Raw genomic sequence first — 25,149 nt, 5'->3', positions numbered from 1 at the left:
GAGGCTTTACAACCTAGCTTACCTGATGCGGGTAGCCGATACCGTCGAGGTCAGCGGCGAGCTGGGGCCAGTCTTCCAGTTGGTTGTTCATGCGTCGGGCAGTTTCGCGGGTCAGAGGTTCTTGGCGGTAAATAGCGGCCACGTCCTCTGGTTCCAATAACTCCCGCTCGGTTTCGTCGAGGTAGTACTCGTTGGCCCAGTCGGCGTACGTTTCGGGGTTTTGGTCGAAGATGTAGAGCAGCTCCTCCGAGCCATCGTCCTCGTTTTCCACCACGCCGGTTTGCCAGCCGTGGGCGGGCGTGTACCACAGGCAGAAGGTGGTACCAATGGAGTTCACCGGCTCCCCAAACATAAACTCCTCGAAAGCATCGGGCAGGCCGCGGGTTACCTGGCTTTTATCGGGCTGGTCGTACTCATGCAAGAAGCCGTTGATGCAGCAGCCTTCGGGGCGGAAAAGCACTATCATCTCGTCGCCTTGCCCGTCACGCATCTGTAGTACCTGCTCATTTTCGCCCCAATCCGGTTGATAGGAATAGTAGCGGTATTCCCATTCAGGCGAGTTAATGGCATCCAGCGCGGCCAGCGACTGACACAGGCGCTGCAGCGTAGCCGCGTCGGGCAGTTGGGTGAGGTCGAGAGTTGAAATCATGGAGTGGTTTGGGGTCTTGCTGCTTTTACAGAAACGTCATGCAGAGCCGCAGGCGAAGCGTTTCGTGTGCTGATGCCTGAACGACTTCACAACATCTGCACACGAAACGCTTCGGCTGCGGCTCTGCATGACGTGCTTTTCGTCCTTACATCAATACGTTTTGGTCATGTCTTCGGGCACTACCAGCACGAAGTCGGCTTTCTGCTGATTGTCTTTCGCCAGCTTATCCAGCTGTCCCTGCAGCACCGTGCTGATGGTAAGCACCTTCAGCTTGGGGCTCTGCTGGCGCAGGTAGGCCAGAATGCCGTCGTGGTTGTCGGAGTGGAAACTGCCGTTGAGGTGCAGCAGCAGGTGGTCGGCGGGGCGGGCCTGGTTCAGGAAGTAGGCCATGGTGGCATCCTTAAGGGCCTGGGCCTGGATGATGTTCCGGGTGCCAGCCGAGTGGGCCGCATCGGCCCCGAACATAGCGGCCATCTGCTGGTAGCCGGGCAGCGCAAAATCCACCGTCAGCGGCAACGGGGCCAGCCAGGCTTTTTCGGCGGCGGGCAGGGCATCCAGGGTTTCGAGCCCGCCCTTGGCCACCTGCGAGGCGTAGCGGCGCGGCACATTGGTGCCCACCACCCGAAACTTCTGCTGCCGGGCCAACTGCAGCAGGGGGCGGTAGTCGGTGGCGTAGTTGGGCCAGGGGCGGCTGTCGGCCTCGAAGGCGTTGTCGTCCAGCTCGCCGGTGGTGTACTGGTCCACCAGGGGCTGCACGTCGCGCTCAAACATTTCCAGGCCCAGCACCAGCCGGCCTTGGCGCAGCCGCAGCAGGTCGCGGGTCAGCTGCAGCTCCAGCCAGTGCCCGATGGGGTCGTTGTGCTGCTCGCCGAAGAACACCACGTCGGCGCGGGCCAGCTCCTGCAGCATCTGGTTATACCCGGTGGGTTTGCCGGCGGCCGTAAACAGGCGGTAGGCGGGTTTGTCCTGCGCCTGCACCGCCAGGCTGAACAGCAGGGCCAATAAAAACAACGATGTGCGCATACCACGAAGATACACTGCGCCCTCCGCGAAACCACTGCGTCCTCTGCGGGCTAAAATCGTAACAACGACTTAGCCCGCAGAGGACGCAGTGGTTTCGCGGAGGGCGCAGTGCTGTTCTAGCCTTTATAGAACAGCCACTTCGACAGCTCGCCGTAGGTCACTTTCTTGCCGTACATCAGGATGCCGACGCGGTAGATGCGGCCGGCCAGCCAGATGGTGCCCAGGAACCCAGCAATCAGCAGCAGCATGGAAAGGCCGAGCTGCCACATGGGCACGCCCCCGAAGGGCAGGCGCATCATCATGGCAATGGGCGAGGTAAACGGAATCATCGACATCCAGAAGGCTACCTGCCCGTTGGGGTTGGTGGTGAGCGTGGCCTGGGCCACCACGAAGGTGAGCACCAGCGGCATGGTCACCGGCATCATAAACTGCTGGGTATCGGTTTCGCTGTCCACGGCCGAGCCGATGGCCCCAAACAACGCCCCGTAGAACAGGTAGCCGCCCAGGAAGTAGAACAGGAAGCAACCGGCAATGAGCGGCACGTTGAGGTCAGCTTTTTTGAGAGCCTGAACAAACTCGTTTCCCTCCTTCTTCGTCTCCTTATCCTTTACCACTACGGCCGTATTACCAGCGGCGGTGTTTACTCGTTCTACGCGGTTCTGCACAATTTTCTCCGGACTAATGGACCCCGTCAGAGCCGAGCCAATGCCAAACGACAGCACCAGCCACAGGGCCAGCTGCGTGAAGCCAACGCCCGCAATACCCAGCACTTTGCCCATCATCAGCTCAAATGGCTTCACTGAGGAAATAACCACTTCCACAATGCGGTTGGTTTTTTCCTCCATCACCCCGCGCATAATCTGAATGCCGTAGATGAAGATGAACATGTAGATAAGAAAGCCACACACATAGGCTACCCCCGTGCTTACGCCAGTGCTGGAGCTTCGCTCTCCGTCGTCGCTGAGGCTGATAGTCTGCAGGTCCACATCAGCCTTCATGGTGTTGAGAACCGCTTGATCGATGCCGGCCTTTTTGAGACGCTGGGCTTCCACGGCGTTTTCCACGGAGCGTTCAATATCCCGCTGTAACGACATGCCCAGTCCTTTGCGCGAGAATACCTGAAAGCCATCGGGGTTGGCTATGTCCAGCTTGGGTATATACAGCAGGGCATCATACTTAGCCTTTTTGAACTCAGCTTTGGCAGCTGGCAAGTCTGAGGATACGCGGGTGAAACGTATATCATCCTTAGCATCGGGTAGCTTGTCGGCAAACAATCCGCCGGCATCAGCCACAGCAACTACTTTATCATTGCTGGAGTACATGGCAATAACCACCGGCACGGCGAAGATGGCCGCCGTAATCAGTGGCCCCAGCAGCGACATAATGATAAAGCTCTTTTTGCGCACCCGCGTGAGGTATTCGCGCTGCGCAATCAACCAGGTTTTCGACATACTACAGGAGAGTTTCGGGGAATAATAGACTTAGCTGGCCCGGTTACACCAGGGCCCCGTCGGTTTCGGGCACGTAATCGGGCTGGGTTTCGCGCACCCGCCTGATGAAGATGTCGTTGATACTGGGCACCAGTTCCCGGAAGGCGTGCACCTCCACGTTGCCCGGCCCAATGAGGTAGCGTAGCAAATCGTTGGGCGTGGCCTCGGCATGCAGCCGAATGATGTCATAGAAGTGACCATTCTCCCGCTCCTGGTGCTTTACCACCTCAAAATCAGGATGAATCACCATGGGGCGGCCCTTGCCTTCCACTTCGTAGGTCTGGGTGCGGTAGGCGTCGCGCACCTGGCGCACGGGGCCATCCAGCACCTTGCGGCTGCGGTTGATGAGGGCAATATGGTCGCACATTTCCTCCACCGACTCCATGCGGTGCGTGGAGAAGATGATGCTGGCGCCCCGGTCGCGCATGGCCAGAATCTCGTCCTTGAGCAGATTGGCGTTGATGGGGTCGAAGCCGGAGAAAGGCTCATCCAGAATCACCAACTCGGGGTCGTGCACCACAGTGGCAATAAACTGCACCTTCTGCTGCATGCCCTTGCTCAGGTCTTCAATGTTCTTCTCCGACCAGGATTTGATGTCGAAGCGCTCCAACCAATGCTTGATTTTCTGGCGGGCTTCGTCTTTACTGAGGCCTTTGAGCTGCGCCAAATACATCAACTGCTCCCCTACCTTCATTTTCTTGTAGAGCCCCCGCTCCTCGGGTAGGTAGCCAATGCGGCCAATATGGCTGGGATTGAGCTTTTCGCCCCGGAACAGTACCTCGCCCGCATCAGCCCCGGTAATTTGAGTGATAATGCGGATAAGCGAGGTTTTACCGGCCCCATTGGGGCCCAACAAGCCGAAGATGGAGCCCTCCGGCACTGAGAGGCTTACGCCGTCGAGGGCGGTGTGGGCGGCGTACTGCTTACGCACGTCACGGACTTCAAGAATAGGAGTTTTCACAGCGCAGAAAGACCTAGTGGTTGTTGATGTAATATTACAGGAACCGAATAAAGAGGACCAGGAAAATCCAACGAACCGGCAGTTAAGTGGCCTGAACTGTCGGAACCGGTACCCGAACGGGAGTTACTCCACCGTTTCCAACTCGCGCAGGGCCGCTTCCAGCTGGTCAAGGTGCTGGCCGTAGCGGCGCTGGTGCTCTTTCTTACCCCACACGTAGCTGGCCCATATTACCGCCACCACCACCGCACCTATACCTAGTGCAACGGCCAGATGCCAGTTCCAGGCATCCTGCGCAGGATTCAGGTACTCCAGCACATCCCCCGACCGAACAACTAACACGGTGATGGTGAGCATTACCAGGAATGTCAACCCCACATAATCGTGCAGGCGCATCAGTCGGCGGAATCTGGAAATCCGGGTTTTTAGAAAGCTGTACAGATTATCATTCTGGTGCTGCATTTCCTTGATAACCTGCAGACGTCGGTACACAATTACCCCCACCACAACCAGCATCATCAGCACACCCACCACAAACCGTTGCAGGCTCACTGAGTGCCGGGCAAAAACCAAGGCATTGAATCCGTTCAGGAAAAAGACCACTATTACCCAGCTAAGCTCTTTCGAGGCGTTTTTTCTTAGCCGGAGTAGCGGGTTGGTAGATGTAGAGGAAGCCAGCATAGCACGTAGGGTTTGCTCGGTGGTGAAAATATCAGTGGGGGGAACGGCAGCGGGAGCTTGCCACTTCCGGCGAAAATCATCGAGTTCCATCAGGCAACGAGGGGAAGTAGTTGGCGAAGCTTATCCTGCACGCGGTGCATTTTCACACGCACATTATTCTGGGTGATGCCGAGGATATCGGCCATTTCCTCGTAGGTGCGCTCCTCCAGGTACAGCAGCACAAAGGCCTTTTCAACCTGAGAGAGCCGCTCAATGGCCCGGTAGAGTTGGGCCAGGTCGTCGGCATCGGGGCCGTCGGGGGGCGGAGCAGGTAGCTCGGGTGGCCCGGCTTCGCTGAGGCGGGTGGGGGCGCGGGTGCGGCGGCGCAGGTCAGTAATGGCTACATTCAGGGCTACCCGGTATAGCCACGTGCTGATTTTGGCCGCCCCTGGCCGATACTGCGGCCACGCCCGCCACAGCTGCAGTACTATCTCCTGGTACAAATCCTGCCGGTCATCGGCATCGGCGCAGTACAGGCGGGCCACGCGGCGCAGCAAGGGCTGGTGCTCATTCAGCAGGCGCAGAAAATCCGGGGACGCGGCAGGCATACGGTGGGAATATTTGCTGCATATATCGGGAGATGCGCCTCGGCATTACAGCCGACGGCAAAAAAACTTACGGCCCGGTATCAGCACAAAAAAAGCCCGCTCCCCTGTACAGGAGAGCGGGCAAGAAGCGTCCACAAAATCCGCGGAATCCGCGCAAAATTCGTGTAATCAGTGGTCCTTATTGGAAATACTCCTTCACCTTCTCGAAGAAGCCTTTCTCGTTCTTACCGGGGTTGGGCGTGAAGTTGCGGGCGTCGCGGAGTTTTTCCAGTAGCTCCCGCTCTTCGCTGGTCACGTTTTTGGGCGTCCACACGCTCAGATGAATCAGCTGGTCGCCGCGGCCATAACCGTTAATGTCCTTGATGCCCTTGCCGCGCAGACGCAGGATTTTGCCCGGCTGGGTACCCGGCTCCACCTTAATCTTCACCTTGCCCTCAATGGTGGGCACCTCAATGCTGGCACCCAGAGCAGCATCCACAAACGAAATATACTGCTCGAACATGACGTTGTTGCCGTCGCGCTTCAGCGACTCGTGCGGCTCCTCCTCAATCTGAATGAGCAGGTCGCCGGGCACGCCGCCGCGCTCCGGGAAGTTGCCTTTGCCGTTCATGCTGAGCTGCATACCCTCGGCTACACCGGCCGGGATGTTAATGGGAATTACTTCCTCGTGCAGCTGGCGGCCGTCGCCGTGGCATACGTCGCACTTGCTGGTTACCACTTTGCCTTCGCCGTCGCAGGTGGGGCAGGTGCTGGCACTCACCATCTGGCCCAGCATGGTATTCACCACACGCTTCACCTGGCCCTGGCCCTGGCAGGTGCCGCAGGTTTTGAGGTCGGTGCCATTCTTGGCACCGGTGCCAGAGCAGGTGTTGCAGGCTACGTAGCGCTTCACCTTAATTTTTTTCTCGACGCCGTTGGCTACTTCCTCCAGGTCCAGCTTCAGCTTGATGCGTAGGTTGGAGCCCTTGCGCACGCGCCGGCCCTGGCCGCGGCCACCGCCCCCGAAAAAGCTCTCGAAGCCGCCTCCGCCGCCCCCGAAGATGTCGCCAAAGTGGCTGAAGATGTCCTCCATGCTGGGGCCCTGGCCACCGCCGCCCACGCCTTGGTGACCAAACCGGTCGTAGCGGGCACGCTTGTCCTGGTCGCTGAGGATTTCGTAGGCCTCGGCAGCCTCCTTGAATTTATCCTCCGCCGAGGGGTCGTCAGGGTTTTTATCGGGGTGATACTTGATAGCCAGCTTCCGGTACGCCGACTTCAGCTCGTCGCCGGAGGCTGTTTTGGCTACGCCCAACACCTCGTAATAATCTCGCTTCGTTGCCATTGTTCTCAGTACAGAGTATTATGTAGTGAGTATTGAGACAAATACTGCGCAGCTTGACACTCTTACGTTACGTTGTCTCACTACTCAGTACTCACTACTCAATACTAATTTCCTAACACCACTTTCGCGTGGCGGATTACCTTGTCGCCGAGGTAATAGCCTTTCTCCACCTCATCCACGATTTTGCCTTTCAGGTCCTCCGTGGGGGCCGGAATCTGCGTGATGGCCTCGTGCAGCTCGGGGTCGAAAGCGCCACCTTTGGTTTCCATGATGGTGAGGCCCTTCTGCGTCAGCGTCTTGTTGAGCTTATTGTAGATGATATCTACACTCTCGCGCACAGCGTTGGCGTCTTCGGTTTCCTTGGTGTGGTGGCGGGCCCGGTCGAAGTCGTCGAGCACCGGCAGCAGGGCCACCATCAGCTCCTGGTTGGCGGTTTTGAACAGGTCGGCGCGCTCCTTGGTGGTGCGGCGCTTGTAGTTCTCAAACTCGGCGGCCAGGCGCAGGTATTTGTCTTTCAGGTCCGACAGTTCGGCATCTGTTTTCGAGGCCGTAGCATGCGGAGCACCTTCGGCACCAGTTGCTTCACCGGTAGCGGTGGCGTCGTCAGTCATTTCACCCGCCACGTGGTCAGTGGTCGGTTCCTGGGTTTCGTCGGGGTTCAGGTTGGTATCGTCAGCCATTTTCGCTTTAAATCGTCGGAATGGGTTGAAGCTTGGGGACATAGAGTAGAAGCCGGATACAAGGAGCGCGCCAAAGGCCACCCGGCTGTCAGTTTGACACGGAAACGTGGTAAGCGGCTTCAGAAGTTCAGCCGTTATGGCGAACCAATGTCGAAGAGCTGGAGTAGTGTGCTATTCCGCGTGCAACGCCTGCCAGATCATGTCCTTCAGCGGCTGGATGTTCTTGTTCGTCAGGCTGGAGATGAAGACGGTGGGCAGCTCCGTGGGCAGTGAAGCGCGGATTTCCTCTTCCAGCTCCTCATCTAGCATGTCGGATTTGGTAATGGCCAGCAGGCGCTTCTTATCCAGCAGCTCAGGGTTGAATTGCTCAAGCTCACTGAGCAGCACCTCGTACTCGGCATTAATATCCGGTGAGTCGCAGCTGATCATGAACAGCAGGATGGAGTTGCGCTCAATGTGGCGCAGGAAGCGGTGGCCCAGGCCCCGGCCTTCGGCGGCGCCTTCAATGATGCCCGGAATATCGGCCATCACAAACGACTTGTAGTCGCGGTAGGCCACTACGCCCAGGTTGGGCGTGAGGGTGGTGAAGGCGTAGTCGGCAATTTTGGGCTTGGCCGCCGAAACCACCGACAGCAGGGTACTTTTGCCGGCGTTGGGGAAGCCCACCAAGCCCACATCAGCCAGCAGCTTCAGCTCCAGAATCACCCACTCATCAATGCCTGGCTCGCCGGGTTGGGCGTACTGTGGGGCTTGGTTAGTGGCTGATTTGAAATGGTCGTTGCCGAGGCCACCCCGGCCGCCGGGCGTCAGAATAAGGCGTTGCCCGTCTTCGGTAATTTCCAGCTTCTTCTCGCCGGTTTCCGCGTCGCGGGCCACGGTACCGAGGGGCACCTGGATAATGATATCCTCGCCCTGCTTGCCGGTGCGTAGGTTTTCACCACCGTTTTCGCCGGCCTGGGCAATCAGGTGTTTTTGGTACTGCAGGTGCAGCAGCGTCCAGAGCTGGGAGCTGCCTTCCAGAATGATATGGCCGCCCCGGCCCCCGTCGCCACCATCAGGGCCACCGTTGGGCAGCCCCTTGGCCCGGAAAAAGTGGTGCGAGCCCGCCCCACCCTTACCCGAGCGGCAATTGATTTTGACGTAGTCGATGAAGTTATTGGAAGCCATGCTGCTGTGCGTTGATAAAAAAGAACTGTCATCCTGAGCGCAGCGAAGGACCTTATCACGGGCAAGCATCTCGCTCAAACGGGATAAGGTCCTTCGCTGCGCTCAGGATGACAGAGTTTTGCGACTCAGAATCGCAAAGTTACGCTTTTACTTCGTCGGTTGCCTGCCGGCTGCCTTCAGTAGCGGCGGGCTGGTGCTCATCAATGATGCCGCAAATCTGGCCGAAGATGTCTTCAATGGCGCCGATACCGTTGAGGGCGTGGAATTTTTGCTGGTTGGCGTAGTAGCCAGCCACCTGGGCGGTTTCGGTGTTGTACACCGTCACGCGCTTGCGGATTTTGGTTTCGTCCTGGTCGTCGGGGCGGCCGGAGGTTTTGCCGCGCTCCAGCAGGCGCTTCACCAGTTCTTCCTCGGCTACTTCCAGGGCCACCATGCACGATACCTTGGTTTCGTGTTCGGCCAGCAGCCGGTCGAGGCTTTCGGCCTGGGGCACCGTGCGGGGGAAGCCGTCGAAAATGAAGCCCGAAGCCTGCTTGTTGTCCTTCAGCGCCGAGTCAATCATACCGATTACCACTTCATCGGGCACCAGCAGACCTTCGTCCATGAGTTGTTTGGCGCGCAGGCCCAGCTCCGTACCCTGCGCAATCTGAGCGCGTAGCAGGTCGCCGGTGGACAAATGAACCAGATTATAGCGGGCAATCAGCTTCTGGCTTTGCGTTCCTTTGCCGGCACCGGGCGGGCCGAAGAGCACGAGATTCAGCATGAGTAGCTAGGGGTTTACGCGGGGAAGGAGAAAACGGGAGGGTTTTGGTAAGATACACAAGGAAAGGGAAAGCCTTTACGTGCGCCGGCGAATTTTAGCTGTACCGGCTGCCGCTCCAGGCTCTACACCGCCTTGTATACATCGGGGTAATTACGGCCCAGGCCGTCGAAGTCGAGGCCGTAGCCGACAATAAAATCATTGGGAATGCTCAGGCCCACGTAGCGCAGCGCCAGTTCGTGCTGCAGACATTCGGGTTTGAGGAAAAGGGTAGCCACTTCCAGCGAAGCCGGCTGCTGATTACCCAAAGTTTCCAGCAGCATGCGCATCGTGTGGCCGGTATCTACAATATCCTCCACGATGATAACGTGGCGACCGTTCAGGTCTTCGGTCAGGCCCAGTACTTCTTTTACTTCACCAGTGCTATTGGTACCCTGATAGGAAGCCACCCGGATAAAGCATACTTCGCAAGGCAGGTTTACTTCCTTCAGCAGGTCGGCGGCAAACATGAACGAGCCGTTCAGGACCACCACAAACATCACCGGTTGGCCGGCATAGTCCTGGTTGAGCTGTGTGGCAACTTGCTTGATGGCAGCCTGCAACTCTGCCGCCGACAGATAAGGTTCAAACTGCTTGTTATGCAGCGAAATATGGTCCGGGGTCATCCGTTTGGGGTTGGGCCGTGGGTGAGCGGGCGGGCAAAGGTAACAGAAAAAGCCGCCCCCTTTGCAGGAGGCGGCTTGTTGAACTGACAACAGCCTGTATCCTATTTACCGAATAACACTTGCACCGCCTGCGTGGCGCGGTCGGTTACATCGGCGTATTTCACCTTGGGGCGCACAGCTTCCTCAGTTTTGCGCTGCCATTGCGTATCGGGCTGCTGAGCTACTCCCCGCTCGGGTGCGGCAATGTGCGGGGCAATTACCAATGACACGATGCTCATGAGCTTGATGAGGATGTTCATGCTGGGCCCGGAGGTATCCTTGAACGGGTCGCCCACGGTGTCGCCCGTAACAGAAGCTTTGTGGGCATCGGAGCCTTTGTAGTGAGTTTCGCCGTCAATCTGTACGCCCTTCTCAAACGACTTTTTGGCGTTATCCCAGGCCCCACCGGCGTTGCTCTGGAACATGGCCATCAGCACGCCCGACACTGTGACACCCGCCAACGTGCCGCCCAGCACCTCGGGCCCGAAAGCAAACCCAATAACAACCGGCGCAATCAGGGCAATAGCGCCAGGCAGCATCATTTCCCGAATGGCAGCTTGAGTGGAAATGGCCACGCACTTCTCATACTCAGGCCGGCCGGTACCTTCCATAATGCCCGGAATTTCGCGGAACTGCCGACGCACTTCCTGCACCATGGCCATAGCCGCCCGCCCCACGGCCGAAATAGCCAGGGCCGAGAAGATAAACGGAATCATAGCTCCCACAAACAGTCCACCCAGCACACGAGCATTGCTGATGTCGATGGCCCGGATGTTGGCCGTGCCCATAAACGCCGCAAACAGGGCCAGCGAGGTAAGAGCCGCCGAGGCAATAGCAAAGCCTTTGCCGGTAGCGGCGGTAGTGTTGCCCACGGCGTCCAGAATATCGGTCCGCTCCCGGACTTCCTTGGGCAGCTCGCTCATTTCGGCAATACCGCCCGCGTTGTCGGCAATGGGCCCAAAAGCATCAATGGCCAGCTGCATGGCAGTAGTGGCCATCATACCAGCAGCGGCAATGGCCACCCCGTAGAGTCCGGCGCATTCGTAACTGAGGATGATACCGGCGGCCAGCACAATGATGGGTAGCACCGTGCTTTCCATGCCCACGGCCAGCCCGCCAATAACGGTGGTAGCGTGCCCGGTGCTGCTTTGGCGCACAATGCTGAGTACCGGCCGCTTGCCCATGGCCGTGTAATACTCGGTAATGATGCTCATAAGCGTACCTACTACCAGCCCAACCAGCACGGCGTAAAACACGCTCATAGCGTTGAAGGTAATGCCCCGGATGGTCAGATCCTCAGCCGGCAGCATCCAACGAATGATGAAGTAGGACGCCACCGCCGATACCAGCACCGACACATAGTTGCCCAGGTTGAGGGCACCCTGCACGTTGCCGCCTTCCTTCACCCGCACCATCAGAATACCAATCAGCGAGGCCACGATTCCCATACCGGCAATTACCATGGGCAGCAGAATGGGCGACAGGCCCTGAAACTGGTCGCCGCGGGCTACTACCTCCCGGCCCAGCACCATAGTGGCGAGGATGGTGGCCACGTAGGAGCCAAACAGGTCGGCACCCATACCGGCCACGTCGCCCACGTTGTCGCCCACGTTGTCGGCAATAGTAGCGGGGTTGCGGGGGTCATCCTCGGGGATGCCGGCCTCTACTTTGCCCACGAGGTCAGCCCCCACGTCGGCGGCTTTGGTGTAAATGCCGCCGCCCACCCGGGCGAACAAGGCAATGCTTTCCGCCCCCAGCGAGAAGCCGGTTAGTACCTCCAGAGCAGTTTCCATTTCGATGCCGTTGGCCGAGCCGTTCTTGCTGACCACAAACATCTGGTAGAACACCAGAAACAACGAGCCCAAGCCCAACACAGCTAAACCCGCTACACCCATACCCATTACCGAGCCACCCGAGAAGGATACGTTCAGGGCGCTGGTGAGACTGGTGCGGGCCGCCTGCGCCGTACGCACATTGGCCTTGGTGGCAATTTTCATCCCAATGAAGCCCGCCAGCGCCGAAAATACGGCTCCAATCAAGAAAGCAATAACGATAACCGGACTAGATTTTTCGCCGGTGCTTCCTAGATAGAACAAGAAGGCTCCGGCAATTAAGCCAAACAATGCCAGCACTTTATACTCGGCCCGCAGAAAGGCAATAGCACCATCGGCAATGTAACCGGCAATGGTACGCATCCGCTCGTCGCCGGCGTCCTGGCGGCTCACCCAGCCGGCGCGCAGCCACGTGTAGAGCAACGCCAGCACACCTAATGCGGGCACTACGTAGAGAAAATTCATCATAAGCGGTGGGAACAGAGGTGTTGGGAGAGAAATGAAAAGAACGAATAGGCGGGTAAAATAGAGGTTTTACCCACAACTTCAACTCTCTCACGCAGAACGCGCTGCCCCACCTACTTACACCTTGCGGAAATAGTTGACCGAAACTCGTTCTGTTACTTGGTACAGTGCGTATGACACTGCCGTTACTAGTGGCAAGGCCAACCAATAGTAACGTGCATAGAATACTGTTTGCCCTGTGATGTATACCAATACTCCATAGCACAGAATAAGCAGCGGGAAGTGGTATAAGTAGAGCGAGAAGCTGAATACTCCCAGTTTGTGTAAGCCTCGCACAAGTGGGTTTTGCGCAGAAACTTTTCCAACTAATAGTGTAGACATGCTCAACACGGCCAGCAACGTAGCCACAATACCAGATGCTGCCTTAATTTTCAGCACGGCCAGTACCAGCAATGCCCCAAACAACCCTGCTAGCAGCAGCAATAACAGCCAGCTAGGTACGCGCTGAATCCATGTTAACCAAGCTGTGCGCACGACTACGTCATACAACATTGCTCCTACTGCGAAGTAAAAATTGAATACTAGGAGATAGTCAGTGAAAGGATTATGCAAACCATGAGAAGCCCAGAGCAAGCCAATTACATGCATTACCACTGATAAACCATAGTATGCCCATACTCGCCAAAAAGCCAGTGGCACAGCCAGATAGAAAATTGCTTCGGGCAGCAATGACCAGTATACATCGTTATACCCAATGTACACTTCTCCCAGTTGCCGGAAGCTGAGTGTGCGTACCAATCCCATCAGGTCTAGCGCCTGAAGCTCCTGCCAAGCTTGAGCCAATGTAGTGTTCAATTCCCGCCCGTTTTCCACCAGTGCAACCGGAGCACCTGTCGCCACACACCACAGCCCCAGGGCTGCCAACAAGGAGGCAAACAGAAAAGGTGGGTAAATGCGGACGATTCGGTTGATGTAAAAAGCTACCGGAGCCCGATGCTTGCGTAGCTGAGCATAGCGGATAAAAAACCCGGATAAGACAAAAAAGAAAATAACCATTTCATATCCTGCAGAGCTGAGGATATCGATACCGAAGGTCACATAATCCAGTATACCCCACGCAGACCGTGGATGAGCCTGTAAGTATTGCCTTCCACCTGACCACAGAATAAACCTGGCGTGAAAAATCACTACGTAAGAAGCACAGAACCCGCGTAACGCATGCAGAACGCCTAACTCCTGATATGTGAGGTGTTGTATTGATGCCTCTTCCGTTGCAGCTTTTGTAGTAATGCTCATGCCTTGTATTTGAATTAGCAATGACTACAACGGTCTTGTGGTTAGTTAATTCTTATAACTCCCGCATTAATACCTGATACAATGCCAACATACTCGCTATATCATGCTTGTGCACGATTTCGTCAGGGGTATGCACATGGTCTTCAGGTGCTCCAATAAAGCACCAGTCCCAGGGTTGAGCGCCGTGCTGGAGTTCCTTGGCATCGGAGCCACCACTGCCTTCCACCTCCAGCTGGTGCGCAATGCCGCTGGCTGCGGCTAGTTGCCGGATGCGGTTCACGTAGCTGCGGCGCGGAATTAAGGAGTCGCGTAAGGAAATGACGACACCCTGGCCGGGCCGCACACCGTTCGTGACCCACGTGATGTCAGAAATCAGGGCCTGCCGTACCCCGTAGGTTTCATAGATGTAGCGGGCCAGGTAGGCTACCGAGCCACCCCCATGCTCCTCCCAACAGCTGAAGGCTACAATACCATCTTCCAGCGTCTCGCACAGGCGCAGGGCATTCCACACACCCAGGCGGTTATCCAGGTAGCAGCTTTGCACGGTAGTATCCGTTTCTCTGAAGTTGCACTGGAATGTCAGTTCCGTACCCCGGTCTATTTCCCGGTCATATTCGTAGCTGAGCGCCTTCGTTTCCTCGTTCACCACCAGGGAGCACACAATGCTGCCCTGTGAATCCTGACCAACTAACTGGTAGCCGGTTTTCGAGTCTGGTCCACCAATTCGCACCAGTTCGCGGCCATAGCGCACAGTAAACCCAATACTATCGAGGTGGGCAAACACGGCCGTACGCGGTTTTCCAAATACTAGAATAATGCAATCCTGGAACTCTCCGCCGGCCAGCACGGTTGGCTGGGTGCGCCACGTGTGCTGGTGTTGCTGAACGTAGTGGAGCAAGTATTCCGTGAGGGGAGCTTCGTGGCCAGAAGGAGCCGCAATCCGACAAAGGGCTTGTAAAAGCTGCATACAGCGTATCTTATTTGTCCAAAACTAGGACAAATGTTCTACTTTAGCTGCTCAGATAGGCGGTGTAGGGCATGGCTCTGTTAGTGTGTGAAACCGCAACTCTAGTGTACTTATGCTCCCACGTTTTCCTTTTGTCCTATTGCTAGTGTTTTTCTGGCTACCTGGAGTAGCGCAGGCGCAGCAACCGGATACAACCCGCCCGGCCTCTTTACCCGATACGGTACGGCAGGTGCGACTGGAAAACGTAGACGTAGCTCCGGCCGCCGTGGATACTAAAGGGTGGTTGCTGCTGGACAAAGACATTCAAACGGAGCTGGAAGGCGCCGTTTATAACCTCTACAATTTTAAGTACGATAAAGCCGAGCGGCAATTCCGCAGTCTGCGCCGCCGCTACCCCAATCACCCCATGCCCTACTTCCTGTTGGGGCTCAGCACGTGGTGGAAGATTATGCCCTCCGGCATTCAAACAACGCTCTACGACAAGCAGTTTTTTGCTTACATGGACACCACCATCAGAAAGGGGGAAGCCATGTACAAGGCAGATAATAACAACTACGAGGCGTGCTTTTTTCTGGCGGCCGGCTACGGCTTCGATGGGCGGCTGCATGCTGAGCGGCGCGACTGGCGCAAAGCCACGGTCAGTGCCAAACGTGCCCTCGACTACTTAGATAAAAGCAAGGAAGCCAACGGGCTAAGCCCGGAGTTCCTGTTCGGGCAGGCGTTGTTCAACTATTACGCCGTCTGGATTCCGGAAAACTACCCACTGCTTAAGCCGGTGCTGCTGTTTTTTCCGAAAGGCAACAAACAGCTCGGGCTGCAACAGCTCCGCAACGTGGCCGACAACGGTTTTTACGTGGGCCCGGAGGCCAGGGTATTTCTCATGCGCATCCTGCTAAACGAGGAGGATAAGCCCGAACAAGCCATGCCGGTAGCGCGCTACCTGGCCACTACTTATCCCGACAATGGCTATTTCCAGCGCATTTACGCCAACATCTGCTTCCGTCAGGGGGAGTTTCGGGAGTGTGAGCGGGTGAGCCGGGATATGCTGGACAAGCTGAACCGGGGCTTACCAGGCTACGAGGCAAACAGCGGCCGGTATGCCACTTACTTTTTGGGATACCTGATGCAGAACCGGTATAAAGACTATACCAAAGCCAAGGAGTATTATCAGCGGTGCGTGGTATTTGCCGAGCAGAACGGCGAAACCAAGTACGGCTTCTACGTGTTTGCCCACCTCGCTCTGGCCCGACTGGCTGATAAAGCAAAGGACACCCAAGCCGCTCGTCGGTACTATTCAGTAGTGCTTGACAAATCCGATAGAAAATCGGAACAGTATCAGGAAGCAAAGGCGTATCTGAAAGCTACGCCGAAAAAATAGCCCCCAGCCATGGAACTGAAGGACTTATTTCTGACCCCTCTGTACCTAGGGCTGTTTTATGCCATTGCCTTTGCACTGCGCAAGCGCTTTACCAATCCGCTTACCAAAAAGTATTTTATCCCGGCTTTGTCAGTAAAATTTTTGGGAGCTATTTCTTTAGGGCTTATCTACCAGTTTTACTACGGCGGTGGTGATACATTCAATTATTTTAATCACGTTAAAGTAGTTTACCAAGCGTTCCTAGACTCTCCCGCAATTGGTATAAAGTTACTTTTATCGCGCGGTGAATTTGACCCATTGACTAGCAAGTATGCTGGCATGATGGAGTGGTACCGCTCCCCTACTGAGTTTTTTGTTATTAAAATAGCATCACTATTTGCGCTTCTTAGCTTCAATACATATTCTGTTATTGGACTAGGCTTCGCATTTCTCAGTTTTTCAGGAATGTGGGCAATGTATATTACATTTATCCGCATATACCCACTCGCATATAAAAAGCTAGCGGTTGCTATTTTCTTTCTTCCATCCGTTTTTTTCTGGGGCTCAGGCCTGATGAAGGACTCTCTGTGCATGGGAGCTCTCGGCTGGGTTTTTTATGGATTTTATCACGGCTTTATTATTCGTAAAAATATTTTATCAGCCGTTATAATGGGCTTTACAGGTATTTATATTATTATGTCTGTAAAAGTTTATATACTACTATCTTTTCTACCACCCGCATTGTTCTGGGTATTCACGGAAAACAATCAACGAATTAAATCTGCGGCCCTCCGCACTTTTCTCAAGCCACTTTTTTTACTTGTAGGCGTTGCCGCAGGATATCTTGGTGCGACTAACCTAACGGCCGGCGACGAACGATACGACGTTGAAAAGATTGGTGAAAGAAGTAAAATTACTCGTGACTATCTAACGTCACAAGTAGCCAGCGGTTCCGTTTACAATATTGGCGAACTGGACGGCTCAATTGGCTCCATCATCAAAGTAGCACCACAAGCAATTATAGTTTCGCTTTATCGGCCATTTTTATTCGAGGCGCGCAACCCCGTTATGCTTCTCTCCGCCTTGGAAGCTACTCTGTTTATTTATTTAACAGTTACCTTATTATACAGAACGGGCTTGGTCCGCAGCATTAGATTAATAGCATCTAAACCGATATTGTGGTTTAGTTTCCTATTTGCCATAATTTTCTCCGTTGGTGTAGGAGTAAATAGCGGAAATTTCGGCACACTTGTGCGGTATAAAATTCCGTTGATGCCCTTTTACTTATCAGGTCTGTATATTATGCAGTTCATGGCATCACCGCGCAAAAAGCAGCCTACAGGCTTGCCTCACCTGAAAAGAGACAAGAAATTAGGCCAGTTTGCAACCACTGAATAGCGTTCCACAATAGTCTGACGCGCGTGCGTGCCTAACTGCTCGCGCAGCTGTGAATTTTGCAATACTGCGCGCAGGCTATTTTCCCATTCTTCGGGCGTCGCGCATACGTAGCCATTTACTCCACTCTGCACCACTTCGGTATTCATACCCACGGGCGAAACCAACGCTGGCTCACCAAGCGCCATGTACTGCAGTGCTTTAAAAGCACATTTACCTTTTGCCCACGGGTCGTCCTCTAGCGGCATCAGCCCAACGTGAAATCCTAACAAATCCTGAATTTCCGACTCTTTACGCCAGGGTTGATACACGATGCTTTTTAACGGCAGGTTCGGCGCTTGATTGGAAATAACCCGGAATTCAAATTCAAATTCCTGTTCCAGTTTGGCCAGTACCGGTACTACCTGCTGTAGATACTGCAAAGTGGAATGAGTACCGGTCCAGCCAATCACCAAAGGCCCCTTAGTGCGCTGGTTGCGTACTTGGTTGTGCAGATGCACCGTATCGATAGTTGTAGGGTTGATTATTGAATTATGGTTGAATTGCCGGGCATACTCTCTTAGGTAGGCGTTGCCACAGCTTACTTTGTAAGCCCATCTACATATTGCATCAACTTTATGATGCCATTTAATACCCGCTACTATTTTATTGGTTTCGGAGGTATTTGCCAACCAGATAGCATCATCGAAATCATATATTATTTTTTTTCGTAAAATCTTAGCGATAATCCATTCAAATATTGGTGGACCAATAGGAGATGCTTCCCGATGAATAAAAATGTAATCATATTTGCTTAGCGAAAATAACAGCAAGAACCGCCGGATAAACCCTGCTAAAATACCGCTAACCTTGGTTAGCGTATGTCCGGGTTTATACAGGATAGCCCACGTATTATCGGAAATAAAAGGCGCAAGCTTCCATGCATGGCCAGCTTGCGTCAGCAGGTCGAAATATTGCTCGAACCGGAAGCGTTGAGAGGGGGCCTTTCCATGAGGGTAAGGCGCAATGAATAGAATCTGCATAGTTGGAAAAACGAACTACCTAACCGTAGTGGCGGCAACAAAGGTACGGGAACGATACCTACCGGCTCTTGCCCTGCGCGGGCGGCACGTATATTTGGCTTTCTCCCCAGCAAAGCCACTATGATACTAGCTTCTTCGCCAACGCTTTCAGTTGTTGTTCCGGTGTACCGGGGTGGAGATGTGCTAACGGAGCTTCTGCAGCGTCTCGCGTACACACTGGAGAAAATGACCATCACATATGAGATTATCCTGGTTGATGATGCCAGCCCGGAACCGGTTGACTGGCAGCTAATTCAGGCTGCCGCTAGCCAGGACCCCCGAATTATGGGGCTACGGCTTTCTCGTAACTTTGGGCAGCACTACGCGCTTACGGCCGGTCTGGACCGGAGCGCCGGCGAATGGGTGGTGGTGATGGATTGCGACCTGCAGGACCAACCGGAGGAAATTCCCCGGTTGCTGGCAAAAGCCCATCAGGGCTACGAAGCGGTACTGGCACACCGCCACACCCGTACGGATACCCACAGCACCCGGTGGGGCTCTTGGCTGTTTTACCAGGTGCTGACGCGCCTGACCGGGCAGGCGCAGAACTCAGGCGTTGGTAATTTCGGAATCTACCACCGGCAGCTTATTGATGTGCTGGTTCAGATGCGGGAAACTACCCGCTACTTCCCTACCCTGGTGCGCTGGGCCGGGTTTCGACAAACCACGCTGGCCGTTACGCACGGCCGAAGTACTCGGCCATCCTCCTACTCCCTGCTCAGCAGACTCCGGCTGGCGCTGGATATTCTTCTGACATACTCTGATAAGCCATTGCGGCTTGCTGTGTATTTTGGCCTTTTACTATCGGGAGCGGCATTTTTTCTGGGGTTTATCATGCTGTTGCGCTACCTGCTTGGGCAGATAACGGTGCCCGGCTACGCAAGCCTCATCGTCTCCATCAGTCTGTTTTCCGGCATTATCATTTCCCTGCTGGGAATGGTGGGGCTGTACGTGGGCAAAACATTTGAAGGAGTACGGGCCCGGCCGCTGTACATAATTGCGCAAACCACCCACCCGGAATGATACTCGAAAATCTGCCGCCCGATTTCATTCCCTTCAACCGGCCTTTTCTTGCTGGCTCCGAGCTAACCTACATTCAGCAGGCCGTTGCGAATGGGAAATTGTCTGGAAATGGCATGTTTACGCGCCAATGCCAGCATTTCTTCGAAGCGGAATACGGGTTCAATAAGGCACTTCTGACAACCAGTGGCACCGATGCGCTGGAAATGGCAGCACTGCTGCTGGATATACAGCCCGGCGACGAAGTGATTATTCCGAGTTTCACATTTACCTCCACCGCCAATGCGTTTCTGCTGCGCGGGGCCCGCATTGTATTTGCCGATAGCTCCCCGACACATCCAAACCTGGATGTTACGCAGGTTCAGCAGCTGATTACCCCGCGCACCCGCGCCATTGTGCCGGTGCATTACGGCGGGCAGGGTTGTGATATGCGCGCTTTACTGGCACTGGCCGAGGCACATACCATATGGGTGGTGGAAGATGCCGCCCAGGCAATTGAGGCGTGGCACCACGAGCAGCGCCTGGGTACGTTTGGCCATCTGGCGGCCTTCTCGTTTCATGAAACCAAGAATATCAGCGCGGGTGAGGGGGGGCTGTTGGCGATAAATGCGCCCCAATTGGCCGCCCGCGCGGAAATCATTTGGGAAAAGGGTACCAACCGGGCCGCATTTGCCCGCGGCGAGGCCGCGCGCTACGAATGGGTGGATATCGGGTCTTCTTTCCTGCCCTCCGAGCTGAATGCCGCTTACCTGTGGGGGCAGCTGGAGGCTCGGCACCAGATTCAGCAGCAGCGGCAGGTACTGTGGCAGACGTATGCGGCGGGCCTAGCTCCTTTGGCGGCTAACGGGCATTTCAGCCTGCTCCCAACCAGGGCTGCGGATAGAGCCAACTGGCACCTGTTCGCCCTTATCTGTAACAGCCAGCAGGAACGGGACGCGCTGATAGCCTTTCTGAAACAACGGCATATTCTGGCGGTTTTTCATTACCTGCCTTTGCACAGCAGCCCGTTCTTTCAGGCGCAGCATGATGGCCGGCCGCTACCGTGGGCCACGCATTTCAGCAACCGAATCATCCGCTTGCCCCTTTACCACGAGTTACAACCAGCGCAGCAGCAGTTCATCATTCAGTGCATCCACCGCTTCTACGCGCAGTAGCCGCACCGCGCAGCGTTACTGAGCAAGAGCAGGATTTGCTTGGCCTAACGGCACCAGGCGCTGGTACTCACCCACATACCGCCCAATGGCCGTTTGCAGATCGTAATACTGCTGCGCCTTACGCCGGAGCTGGGCGCCATCCTTCTGCAGCAACGCTGGGATGCTGGCAGCAGCCGCTTCGTAGCCCGCCCTGTTTAGGGTAGATACCACATGGCCCCCATCCGTTTGCTGAATGATACCTGCCACGTCGCCCACCCCATCGTTGCAGATAACCGGCAAGCCCATGGCCAGAATTTCGCCCAGCTTGGTGGGCGAGCTGGCCTTTTTGGAATAGCTCTGCTTGATAAAAAACAAATTCAGATCGGAGGCGGCAACCAATTTGGGCACTTCTTTGCGCGTAGCGGGCCGCACCAGAAAATCGGAGGGTTCCAGCCCAGGCACTTTGCGGGCAGCCTCCAATACCATTTCGGCGGGCTCCTGCGTCACGAACAGCATTTTGGCCCCCGTGTATTGCTGCTTGATGACGGCAAATTGTGCTAGCATTTCGTCCAGCAGGTACCACGCACCAATCGAGCCCAGGTAGCTGACAATCAGCCCGTCGGGCGCGTAGCCGAGCTGCTGCCGGGCCGCCTGCTTATCCGGAGCCGTCAGCAGCGGAAAAACAGAAAAATCGGCGCTGCAGGGAATAACGGTTATGGGCGTGCCGGTATACGACGGCCAGGTCTGCATCTCGCCTTTCCCGTTTTCGGTAAGGCTAATGATACCATCGGCGGCGGCAATGAACTCCGCTTCTTTCCGCTTGTAGGTTCGGTAGGCACGCCGGAAAATGGGATTCTGCAGATTCCACATGCCACCTTCCACCCGCTCATCCACCCAGAAGCCGCGCATATCAAACAGGAACTTCACGCCGTATTTGCGCTTCAGCAGCAGGCCAACCTCCGCGCTTACGTAGCTGCGGCAGTGCGTCATGTCAAACCGTAGCTCTTGGTGCAGCGCTAGGGCCTTTTGCCGCAGCTGGTACCGGTCGTAGAACTTGGCCAGCACCGGCGGCTTGCGGGTGAAGAAAATATGCTCCCAGCGGATGCCCGCTGCATCGGTAATGGCCCGGATTGTACTCTCGTACTGCGCAAACCGGTCTTTTTTCTCTGTAGAAAGCAGCGTGATGTTGTAGCCCTGCCGGGCTAGCCCTACCAGGTACGGCAACACCTGCGACTGCCCAAGCGGGTCAGTCATGCCATCGTAGGAAATAAACAGGATGCGGGGCGCGGTGGAGGCCATGCGTTCAGGCAGAAAAAGGTAGTTAAGCAGCAAACTGGTGAGTTTCGGCCCACTGGTGCAGCACAATCAGCAACCACACCCGGTTGTAGAGGTGGTCTTCGCCGGCTTCGAAACGGCGAACCACTTCCCGGGCAACCTCAGGCCGAACAAAACCCGCTTTTTCAAGCACTTCCGGCTTCAGATATTCGTCAACTAGGTAGTGCAGGTCCTTTTTCAGCCACGTGCCCAGCGGCACGGAGAAGCCCCATTTGGGTCGGTCGAAGATGTGAGCCGGCACGTAGTCGTACAGCACTTGCTTGAGCAGATACTTGCTCACCCCATCTTTCACCTTCAGGGCCGGGTCCAGGTTCAGGGCAAACTCCGCAATCCGGTAGTCCAGCAGCGGCCCGCGGGTTTCCAGCGAGTAGCGCATCGAGGCCCGGTCCACCTTCACCAGCAGGTCGTCCTGCAGATAATATTGCATATCAAACAGAGCCTGCTGCTCAGCGGGCGTAAGTGGGCGCGGGGCCGGCCACTGCTCCGGCAAAGCCGGCAGGTTGTACGTACCGGGTACTACCAGCCGTTCGATTTCTCTTTCGGAGAACAGGTATTGCTCCTGCGAGAAGATGTGGCTGCGCAGGCGCTCCTGCGCCGGGTAGTTCAGCAAATCGGCCACCCGCTTGTAGCGGTTGCCCATACGCTGCATCACCAGCCGGGCCGGGTGCCGCAGCATGTTCACGGCCGGGTTGGCCATGCGGTTGGCCCAGGTATACATACCGTACCCGTGGAAGAGCTCATCCCCGCCATCACCCGACAAGGCCATGGTAACGTTTTGCCGGGCCAGCCGGGACACCAGCAGGGTGGGCACCGCCGATGAGTCGGCGTAGGGCTCGTCGTAGATGGTGGCCAGCTCCGCCATGCTTTCCCGAGCTTCGGCCTCCGTTACCAGAAAGCTGTGGTGGTCGGTGCCCAGGTGCTTTGCTACGGCTGCCGCGTAGCTCGACTCGTTGTGCTTGGCCGAATCGAACCCGATGGAGAATGTTTTGACCGGCGTTGCGGAAACATCCTGCGCCATAGCCGTTACCAGGCTCGAATCGATACCGCCGCTCAGAAAGGTACCGAATGGAACGTCGGCAATCATGCGGTACTGCACGGAGGAGCGCACCAGCTCGTGGAGCTGCCGTTTGGCCTCGGCCTCGTCGCTTAGCACCTCCGGTTTTACCTGCTCCTCCAGCTTCCAGTAGCGGCTTTCCTGGAAATCGGTGGCAGTAACCCGAATGTGGGCGCCGGAGTCCATCTTCTTCACCTCGCTGTAAATGGTGCGGGGCCGGGGAATGTAGCCCAGATACAGGAACTGGTTGACGGCGGCCTTGTCAACCGAGAGGCGCTTGCGTACGGCGGCCAGGTTGGTAATTGACTTCAGCTCCGACGCAAAGGCAAAGCTGTTGGCATCCAGATAATAGTACACGGGCTTCTTGCCCATTCTATCCCGGAAGATATCCAGCTGCCCGGTTTGCTTGTCGTAGATGGCAATGGCGAACATGCCGTTCAGCTCTTGCACAAAGGCTGGCCCTTGCCGCACAAACGACTCCAGCAGCACCTCCGTATCGGAGGTAGTATGCATGGCCACCCCCAGCCGGTCCCGGATTTCCTGGAAGTTGTATACCTCGCCGTTGAATACTGTTACGTACCGGTCGTTGTGCGAGAACATGGGCTGGTTGGCCGCCGAGGAAAGGTCCAGGATACTCAGCCGGCGGTGCCCCAGCCCTACGGTGCCGTCAAAATAGAAGCCGTCCGCATCGGGGCCCCGGTGCGCCAGACAGGTAGTCATGCTGCGCAGCATGTCCTCGGTAAAGGGCGAAGCTGCCGTACGATTCAGGAAACCAGCAATACCACACATGGGCAAAAGCAATTATGTAAACATGAAAAGAGCCGCTGGATGCGGCCTCTCCTTGAGAAATATGGTCAGGGGACTATCTGACTACCAGCTTCTTTACCGCATCAACGGCAGAAACCCCAGCCAGGCACCGCAGCAACAAGATGGCCGCCTTGCTTTTGGGTAACACCCCAGCGGCCTTCCAGGCAAACTGCAACGACTCCTCACGCGCCCCGGCTGCATACGCATGAATGGCGCAAAGGTAGTAAATGTGCCCCAGCAGCTGTCTGCGCTGCGCCACACTGAGCTGCAGATGCGCATCAATCCACTGAGGGAGCTTCAGCCAGCGGCTGGTCATGGTCCGGTGGTCGGCGCGCATGGAGCGGGCGTCGTGGTCATTCATGACGATGGCCACGTCGTCTACCAGATAAAATTGATCCTGTTGCATGTTCTGCAGCAGAAACATCCAGTCCTCAACTGAGGCATACTGCCGGTCTTCTTCAAACAAAATCAGCTGCGGATTTTGCCGACGCACGGCAAAATTGCACGCCAGCGGATTACCGTGCAGAAAGAGCGGCAACCCGTAGCGGCCAGCCGGCAGCGGGGCCAAATCGCTGGACACCTGCCGACCGCCCCGGTCCAGCACAAATTTGCAGGCAATGAAATTGGGCTGCTGCTGTTGCTCAATTGCCTGGTGCAGTACCGTCAGGTAATGGGGCAGCCACAAATCATCGGAATCCAGAAACAGGACATACTCCCCAGTGGCCCGGGCGAAACCGTAGTTCCGGGCTGCTCCCCGCTCGGCATTCTGCTTGGGCAGGTACTGCACTCTGGCATCGGCCAGCAATGGCTGCACTACCTGCGCGGTAGCATCGGTGCTACCATCATCCACTATCAGCACCTCCAGCCCGGTGAATTGCTGGGCCAGCACCGACTGCACGGTAGCGGTAATGAAGTCAGCCCGATTGTAGGTGGGAATAACGACTGAGAAAAAGGGTGCTTGTTGCATTAGCAAGTACTACAGAACAGCGTAGCAGGTTAGTTAGTAAACCGTAAAACCCGCCGCAGCCGGGACAGCCAGATTGAGTTCTGTGCTGCCAGCCGCAGACGGCCGGGGACCTGCGGAGGATTGGCCGCGTAGTACGCTACCAGTTCAGGAATACTGCTGCCGGGCACATAGCCCAGCGACGGCCAGGTTTCCGGGTAGAGGTACCGGAAGTTGCGCACGCCCGCGTAATTCAGCTTGGAGAGGTTGTTCCAGAACTGAAAGTAGGCCTGAGTGTCAAAATCGTTTTTGTGGCCCCAGTTGCTGATCTTCTGCTCAATCTCGCCCGCCGAGCGCGCCCAGGACTGGTGCACGATGAAAAAGGGCGCGTGCACGTTGAACCAGCCGCTGACCCGCCCGTGCTGGTAGGCCGGCTCGTTGGTGGCCACCGGGTTGCCGTCGAG

General features: G+C 56.0%; 23 protein-coding genes. 4 read left to right on the top strand and 19 right to left on the bottom strand.

What is annotated here, in order from left to right; all coding sequences use genetic code 11:
• Positions 1-13: 13 nt before the first annotated feature.
• The 14 genes from LF252_RS00115 to LF252_RS00050 all read right to left on the bottom strand — a co-directional run bounded on the left by LF252_RS00115 (position 14) and on the right by LF252_RS00050 (position 14,580).
• Positions 14-649 carry a hypothetical protein gene (locus LF252_RS00115; protein WP_226265901.1) on the bottom strand — a complete coding sequence of 212 codons (636 nt, stop codon included), beginning with the start codon at positions 647-649 and terminating at the stop codon, positions 14-16.
• A 150-nt stretch (positions 650-799) separates the two neighbouring features.
• Positions 800-1,672 carry a ChaN family lipoprotein gene (locus LF252_RS00110; RefSeq protein ID WP_226265899.1) on the bottom strand — a complete coding sequence of 291 codons (873 nt, stop codon included), beginning with the start codon at positions 1,670-1,672 and terminating at the stop codon, positions 800-802.
• A 116-nt stretch (positions 1,673-1,788) separates the two neighbouring features.
• Positions 1,789-3,123, bottom strand: coding sequence for an ABC transporter permease (locus LF252_RS00105; RefSeq protein ID WP_226265897.1), 1,335 nt, complete (start codon positions 3,121-3,123; stop codon positions 1,789-1,791).
• A gap of 43 nt (positions 3,124-3,166) precedes the next feature.
• Positions 3,167-4,123 carry an ABC transporter ATP-binding protein gene (locus LF252_RS00100; RefSeq protein ID WP_226265895.1) on the bottom strand — a complete coding sequence of 319 codons (957 nt, stop codon included), beginning with the start codon at positions 4,121-4,123 and terminating at the stop codon, positions 3,167-3,169.
• 123 nt (positions 4,124-4,246) lie between these two features.
• Complete coding sequence (locus LF252_RS00095; protein WP_226265893.1) at positions 4,247-4,891, bottom strand: hypothetical protein; 645 nt, start codon at positions 4,889-4,891, stop codon at positions 4,247-4,249.
• Positions 4,891-5,388: an RNA polymerase sigma factor gene (locus LF252_RS00090; RefSeq protein ID WP_226265891.1), complete on the bottom strand. Its 498-nt coding sequence runs from the start codon at positions 5,386-5,388 to the stop codon at positions 4,891-4,893. Before LF252_RS00090 ends, LF252_RS00095 begins: the two co-directional genes overlap by 1 nt.
• A 178-nt stretch (positions 5,389-5,566) precedes the next feature.
• The gene (gene dnaJ, locus LF252_RS00085) at positions 5,567-6,709 is read right to left on the bottom strand and encodes a molecular chaperone DnaJ (RefSeq protein ID WP_226265889.1); all 1,143 of its coding nucleotides are present in this window, start codon (positions 6,707-6,709) and stop codon (positions 5,567-5,569) included.
• Between the two features lie 104 nt (positions 6,710-6,813).
• Positions 6,814-7,389, bottom strand: coding sequence for a nucleotide exchange factor GrpE (locus LF252_RS00080; protein WP_226265888.1), 576 nt, complete (start codon positions 7,387-7,389; stop codon positions 6,814-6,816).
• A gap of 171 nt (positions 7,390-7,560) precedes the next feature.
• Positions 7,561-8,556, bottom strand: a complete 996-nt coding sequence (obgE, locus tag LF252_RS00075; protein ID WP_226265886.1) for a GTPase ObgE — start codon at positions 8,554-8,556, stop codon at positions 7,561-7,563.
• A gap of 139 nt (positions 8,557-8,695) precedes the next feature.
• Complete coding sequence (locus LF252_RS00070; RefSeq protein WP_226265883.1) at positions 8,696-9,319, bottom strand: adenylate kinase; 624 nt, start codon at positions 9,317-9,319, stop codon at positions 8,696-8,698.
• Between the two features lie 122 nt (positions 9,320-9,441).
• A complete protein-coding gene (gene hpt / locus LF252_RS00065) occupies positions 9,442-9,981 on the bottom strand; it encodes a hypoxanthine phosphoribosyltransferase (RefSeq protein WP_226265882.1) in 540 nt (179 codons plus the stop codon).
• Between the two features lie 101 nt (positions 9,982-10,082).
• Positions 10,083-12,320, bottom strand: coding sequence for a sodium-translocating pyrophosphatase (locus tag LF252_RS00060; protein ID WP_226265881.1), 2,238 nt, complete (start codon positions 12,318-12,320; stop codon positions 10,083-10,085).
• Positions 12,321-12,434: 114 nt separating this feature from the next.
• Positions 12,435-13,613 (bottom strand): acyltransferase family protein, encoded by a 1,179-nt coding sequence (locus tag LF252_RS00055; protein ID WP_226265880.1) that lies wholly within the window; start codon positions 13,611-13,613, stop codon positions 12,435-12,437.
• Positions 13,614-13,665: 52 nt separating this feature from the next.
• Positions 13,666-14,580, bottom strand: coding sequence for a M20/M25/M40 family metallo-hydrolase (locus LF252_RS00050; protein WP_226265879.1), 915 nt, complete (start codon positions 14,578-14,580; stop codon positions 13,666-13,668).
• A gap of 145 nt (positions 14,581-14,725) precedes the next feature.
• On the opposite strand from LF252_RS00050, the gene LF252_RS00045 reads away from it, so the two are divergent.
• Together LF252_RS00045 and LF252_RS00040 are read left to right on the top strand one after the other, a co-directional pair.
• Positions 14,726-15,958 (top strand): tetratricopeptide repeat protein, encoded by a 1,233-nt coding sequence (locus LF252_RS00045; RefSeq protein WP_226265877.1) that lies wholly within the window; start codon positions 14,726-14,728, stop codon positions 15,956-15,958.
• A 9-nt stretch (positions 15,959-15,967) separates the two neighbouring features.
• On the top strand, positions 15,968-17,335 hold the full coding sequence (locus LF252_RS00040; RefSeq protein WP_226265875.1) for a hypothetical protein: 1,368 nt from the start codon (positions 15,968-15,970) through the stop codon (positions 17,333-17,335).
• Here LF252_RS00040 and LF252_RS00035 read toward each other — a convergent pair.
• Entirely contained in the window at positions 17,287-18,354 is a 1,068-nt protein-coding gene (locus tag LF252_RS00035; protein WP_226265865.1) for a glycosyltransferase, read from the bottom strand. The genes LF252_RS00040 and LF252_RS00035 overlap by 49 nt on opposite strands.
• A 120-nt stretch (positions 18,355-18,474) precedes the next feature.
• Between LF252_RS00035 and LF252_RS00030 the strand changes: the two genes are divergently transcribed.
• Positions 18,475-19,416 carry a glycosyltransferase family 2 protein gene (locus tag LF252_RS00030; protein ID WP_226265863.1) on the top strand — a complete coding sequence of 314 codons (942 nt, stop codon included), beginning with the start codon at positions 18,475-18,477 and terminating at the stop codon, positions 19,414-19,416.
• Positions 19,413-20,567 carry a dTDP-4-amino-4,6-dideoxygalactose transaminase gene (gene rffA, locus LF252_RS00025; protein WP_226265860.1) on the top strand — a complete coding sequence of 385 codons (1,155 nt, stop codon included), beginning with the start codon at positions 19,413-19,415 and terminating at the stop codon, positions 20,565-20,567. The genes LF252_RS00030 and rffA overlap by 4 nt, the downstream gene beginning before the upstream one ends.
• 15 nt (positions 20,568-20,582) lie before the next feature.
• Here the strand turns inward: rffA and LF252_RS00020 are convergent, their stop codons facing one another.
• The 4 genes from LF252_RS00020 to LF252_RS00005 form a co-directional block, all read right to left on the bottom strand.
• On the bottom strand, positions 20,583-21,845 hold the full coding sequence (locus LF252_RS00020) for a glycosyltransferase (RefSeq protein WP_226265858.1): 1,263 nt from the start codon (positions 21,843-21,845) through the stop codon (positions 20,583-20,585).
• Positions 21,846-21,867: 22 nt separating this feature from the next.
• The gene (asnB, locus tag LF252_RS00015) at positions 21,868-23,724 is read right to left on the bottom strand and encodes an asparagine synthase (glutamine-hydrolyzing) (protein WP_226265856.1); all 1,857 of its coding nucleotides are present in this window, start codon (positions 23,722-23,724) and stop codon (positions 21,868-21,870) included.
• A gap of 73 nt (positions 23,725-23,797) precedes the next feature.
• Positions 23,798-24,709 carry a glycosyltransferase family 2 protein gene (locus tag LF252_RS00010; RefSeq protein WP_226265854.1) on the bottom strand — a complete coding sequence of 304 codons (912 nt, stop codon included), beginning with the start codon at positions 24,707-24,709 and terminating at the stop codon, positions 23,798-23,800.
• Between the two features lie 29 nt (positions 24,710-24,738).
• Positions 24,739-25,149, bottom strand: a 411-nt coding sequence (locus LF252_RS00005; RefSeq protein WP_226265852.1) for a hypothetical protein, incomplete at its 5' end; no start/stop codon positions are given.

The organism is Hymenobacter pini (genome assembly GCF_020421205.1).
Lineage (GTDB): Bacteria > Bacteroidota > Bacteroidia > Cytophagales > Hymenobacteraceae > Hymenobacter > Hymenobacter pini.
This window is presented reverse-complemented; position numbering and strand designations above follow the sequence as displayed.

Bases quoted from the DNA above. Each gene is read 5' to 3' on its own strand.
- LF252_RS00115 (WP_226265901.1), bottom strand. From the start codon at position 649: ATGATTTCAACTCTCGACCTCACCCAACTGCCCGACGCGGCTACGCTG.
- LF252_RS00110 (WP_226265899.1), bottom strand. From the start codon at position 1,672: ATGCGCACATCGTTGTTTTTATTGGCCCTGCTGTTCAGCCTGGCGGTG.
- LF252_RS00105 (WP_226265897.1), bottom strand. From the start codon at position 3,123: ATGTCGAAAACCTGGTTGATTGCGCAGCGCGAATACCTCACGCGGGTG.
- LF252_RS00095 (WP_226265893.1), bottom strand. From the start codon at position 4,891: ATGGAACTCGATGATTTTCGCCGGAAGTGGCAAGCTCCCGCTGCCGTT.
- LF252_RS00090 (WP_226265891.1), bottom strand. From the start codon at position 5,388: ATGCCTGCCGCGTCCCCGGATTTTCTGCGCCTGCTGAATGAGCACCAG.
- dnaJ (WP_226265889.1), bottom strand. From the start codon at position 6,709: ATGGCAACGAAGCGAGATTATTACGAGGTGTTGGGCGTAGCCAAAACA.
- LF252_RS00080 (WP_226265888.1), bottom strand. From the start codon at position 7,389: ATGGCTGACGATACCAACCTGAACCCCGACGAAACCCAGGAACCGACC.
- obgE (WP_226265886.1), bottom strand. From the start codon at position 8,556: ATGGCTTCCAATAACTTCATCGACTACGTCAAAATCAATTGCCGCTCG.
- LF252_RS00070 (WP_226265883.1), bottom strand. From the start codon at position 9,319: ATGCTGAATCTCGTGCTCTTCGGCCCGCCCGGTGCCGGCAAAGGAACG.
- hpt (WP_226265882.1), bottom strand. From the start codon at position 9,981: ATGACCCCGGACCATATTTCGCTGCATAACAAGCAGTTTGAACCTTAT.
- LF252_RS00060 (WP_226265881.1), bottom strand. From the start codon at position 12,320: ATGATGAATTTTCTCTACGTAGTGCCCGCATTAGGTGTGCTGGCGTTG.
- LF252_RS00055 (WP_226265880.1), bottom strand. From the start codon at position 13,613: ATGAGCATTACTACAAAAGCTGCAACGGAAGAGGCATCAATACAACAC.
- LF252_RS00050 (WP_226265879.1), bottom strand. From the start codon at position 14,580: ATGCAGCTTTTACAAGCCCTTTGTCGGATTGCGGCTCCTTCTGGCCAC.
- LF252_RS00040 (WP_226265875.1), top strand. From the start codon at position 15,968: ATGGAACTGAAGGACTTATTTCTGACCCCTCTGTACCTAGGGCTGTTT.
- LF252_RS00035 (WP_226265865.1), bottom strand. From the start codon at position 18,354: ATGCAGATTCTATTCATTGCGCCTTACCCTCATGGAAAGGCCCCCTCT.
- LF252_RS00030 (WP_226265863.1), top strand. From the start codon at position 18,475: ATGATACTAGCTTCTTCGCCAACGCTTTCAGTTGTTGTTCCGGTGTAC.
- rffA (WP_226265860.1), top strand. From the start codon at position 19,413: ATGATACTCGAAAATCTGCCGCCCGATTTCATTCCCTTCAACCGGCCT.
- LF252_RS00020 (WP_226265858.1), bottom strand. From the start codon at position 21,845: ATGGCCTCCACCGCGCCCCGCATCCTGTTTATTTCCTACGATGGCATG.
- asnB (WP_226265856.1), bottom strand. From the start codon at position 23,724: ATGTGTGGTATTGCTGGTTTCCTGAATCGTACGGCAGCTTCGCCCTTT.
- LF252_RS00010 (WP_226265854.1), bottom strand. From the start codon at position 24,709: ATGCAACAAGCACCCTTTTTCTCAGTCGTTATTCCCACCTACAATCGG.